Here is a 2,704-nt window from a genome sequence, read left to right as displayed (position 1 = left end):
TGCAGTCTGGGTGCCTTGGGTCAGGCGTACCGGCGATTGCGCGTTGGGCGTCATCACCGCCAATTGCGGGCGTTGTTGCAGATGATGCGGCACGGCCTGGCTAAGTTGCGCAGGATCATTACTGCCGGTGGATTGGAAATGAAACATCACCAGTGCAGCCAAGGCTATGGTGTTGAGGGCTAACAGAAGGGCACTGTTCATGGTCATGTTCTCCGCTAAACGCCGTGGCTGGATGGGTTTGTAGGAGAAGTATTGCAGGTCCCGTGCCAATCTATTATTTCATTAAAATCAATGACTTGAGTCTACTTTAAAGTGGCGTCGGGTTGCAATTTGCAATGATGGCATTTTGGGGTAGTGCATTTTGCACGACAGCATCCAGGCCCCGTGGCTGCGGGGCAACGCGGGCCTCGGTCGAAAAGGATCGGCCTACACTCAAAAAGCCCACGGACGACATGACAAAACCCACCTTGGCCGTTAACATGCACGCCGTCCGTCGCTGTGCCCCGTGCCCGATGGCTGTCATTTGTCCCAGTAGCTCAATTGGATAGAGCATCCCCCTCCTAAGGGGAAGGTTGGCCGTTCGAACCGGCCCTGGGACACCATCTTCAAAAGCCCTGCACAGGTTGTCCTGGCAGGGCTTTTTTGTGCGTGCCTGCAACACCGGTCGAACCTTGCCGCCTGTCAGGGTTCACAGCAGGTGCGCAGTGTGTTTCTCGTCGCTTTTGTACGTTGCATATGTACCTTGCATGCGGCCAGGCAGCGTCTGAACGATTAAGCAAAATATTCCCCGGAAAACGGCCCGCTGCGTCTGTCCGCTCCCGGCAACCCCGGACTATCATGCTGATAGCCCTGTCCCTCACTGCAAGGAGCCGCTCGGAACGCCGATGCGCCAGATCTGGAAATCTTTTCGAGCCCTTTATTTCGCCTCCTTGATGATGTTGATCGGGTCCGGCCTGCTCAGCACTTACCTTGCCTTGCGTCTGGCAGCCGACCACGTCGACAGCCTGTGGGTGGGTGCGCTGATGGCGGCCAACTACTTCGGCCTGGTGCTGGGCGGCAAGATCGGGCATCGCCTGATTGCCCGCGTCGGGCATATTCGCGCGTATGCCACCTGTGCCGGGATTGTCGGCGCGGCGGTGTTGGGCCACGGCCTCATCAACTGGCTGCCGGCCTGGATTGTGCTGCGGATGATCGTGGGCCTGGGGATGATGTGCCAGTACATGGTTATCGAAAGCTGGCTCAATGAGCAGGCGGACGCCAAGCAGCGTGGCGTGGTATTCAGCGGCTATATGATCGCCTCCTACCTTGGGCTGGTATTGGGTCAGTTGATTCTGGTCATGCACCCGCAGCTTGGCCTCGAATTGCTCATGCTCGTGGCGCTGTGCTTTGCCTTGTGCCTGGTGCCGGTGGCCATGACCCGACGCATTCACCCGGCGCCTCTGCACCCTGCGCCTATGGAGCCGCGCTTCTTTATCAAGCGTGTGCCGCAGTCGCTGAGTACGGTGCTGGGCGCGGGGCTGATCGTTGGCTCGTTCTACGGCCTGGCGCCGTTGTATGCCTCGCAGCAAGGCTTGAGCACCGAGCAGGTCGGCCTGTTCATGGGTAGCTGCATCTTTGCCGGTCTGTTGGTGCAGTGGCCATTGGGTTGGTTGTCGGACCGCTATGATCGTGCCTTGCTGATTCGCTGCTTTGCCTTGTGCCTGGCGGTGGCGGCGTTGCCATTGGCCGTGATGACCCAAGTGCCGCTGGAAGTGCTGTTTGTGGCTGGCTTCCTGTGTTCGCTGGTGCAGTTCTGCCTGTATCCGTTGGCTGTGGCGTTCTCCAATGACCATGTGGAAGGTGATCGCCGCGTGTCGCTGACGGCCATGTTGCTGGTGACCTACGGCATCGGCGCGAGTGTCGGGCCGCTGTTGGCGGGTGTGGTGATGAAGCTGTTCGGCAGCCACATGCTGTACGCCTTTTTCAGCCTGTGTGCATTGGTCCTGGTATGGCGGATCCGGCCGAAGGCGGTGACTAACCTGCATCAGGTGGACGATGCGCCGCTGCATCACGTGGCGATGCCCGACAGCATGTCCAGCTCGCCGCTGGTGGCCTGCCTTGACCCGCGGGTGGATGAAGCGGTGGTGCAGGAGCAAATGCAGAGCGTGGTGCCCGACCCGGAACCTGAAATCGAAACTGACCCGCAACAACCCGCGGATGAACCGGCTTTTGAAGGGCCGCCGGAGCCTCTGGGGCCGGACGAGCATCCCCATGACTTGAGTAGGGCAGATCCCATCAGGATCTGCCCGTTTTTATTGATACGGCCTTTAAGGCTTAAAGGTCGTCGTCTTTGTCAAAGCGCCGCGCTTCACGCTGCAACTGATACACAAAACGTTCAACCTGGCGCTGAACCAAGCCGCTCATGTTATGGAAGCGCACGCCGGCGAAGGTGGTGTTGATCTTGTCTTCGACGTGCAAGTAACGCAGCTCCACCGAGGTGGTCATGCTGCCAAAGGGCAGGGCGGCGATAAAGCGGTCATAGACCTGGCCCAGCTGCAGGCGATCGGAAATGTCGCCTTCAAAACGCAGCTTGCAGCCGGTGGCGGAGATGTCCAGCAGTTTGCCGCTGATCGGTGCCTTGAGCTTTTCGCCACCCAGCTCGATGCTTACCAGTTGGGCCAGCTTCAACGCTGCCCGAAAGGCATTGCGACGCTGATGGTAGACC

The 2,704-nt window shown here is 59.2% G+C and carries 2 protein-coding genes, 1 tRNA gene and 1 pseudogene; 2 read left to right on the top strand and 2 right to left on the bottom strand.

Annotated features, from left to right (window positions below):
* A partial coding sequence (locus FEM54_RS29910) for a hypothetical protein (RefSeq protein ID WP_138453998.1) occupies window positions 1–201 on the bottom strand: 201 nt, incomplete at its 3' end.
* Window positions 202–525: 324 nt separating this feature from the next.
* On the opposite strand from FEM54_RS29910, the gene FEM54_RS29905 reads away from it, so the two are divergent.
* Together FEM54_RS29905 and FEM54_RS29900 are read left to right on the top strand one after the other, a co-directional pair.
* Window positions 526–602, top strand: a tRNA-Arg gene (locus tag FEM54_RS29905).
* 282 nt (window positions 603–884) lie between these two features.
* Window positions 885–2,156, top strand: a pseudogene (locus FEM54_RS29900) (MFS transporter); the annotation flags it as partial.
* Window positions 2,157–2,313: 157 nt separating this feature from the next.
* Here FEM54_RS29900 and FEM54_RS29895 read toward each other — a convergent pair.
* Window positions 2,314–2,704: flagellar brake protein (locus tag FEM54_RS29895; RefSeq protein ID WP_171045938.1), on the bottom strand; the 391-nt coding region annotated here is incomplete at its 5' end.

Source organism: Pseudomonas edaphica (genome assembly GCF_005863185.1).
Classification (GTDB): domain Bacteria; phylum Pseudomonadota; class Gammaproteobacteria; order Pseudomonadales; family Pseudomonadaceae; genus Aquipseudomonas; species Aquipseudomonas edaphica.
This window is presented reverse-complemented; position numbering and strand designations above follow the sequence as displayed.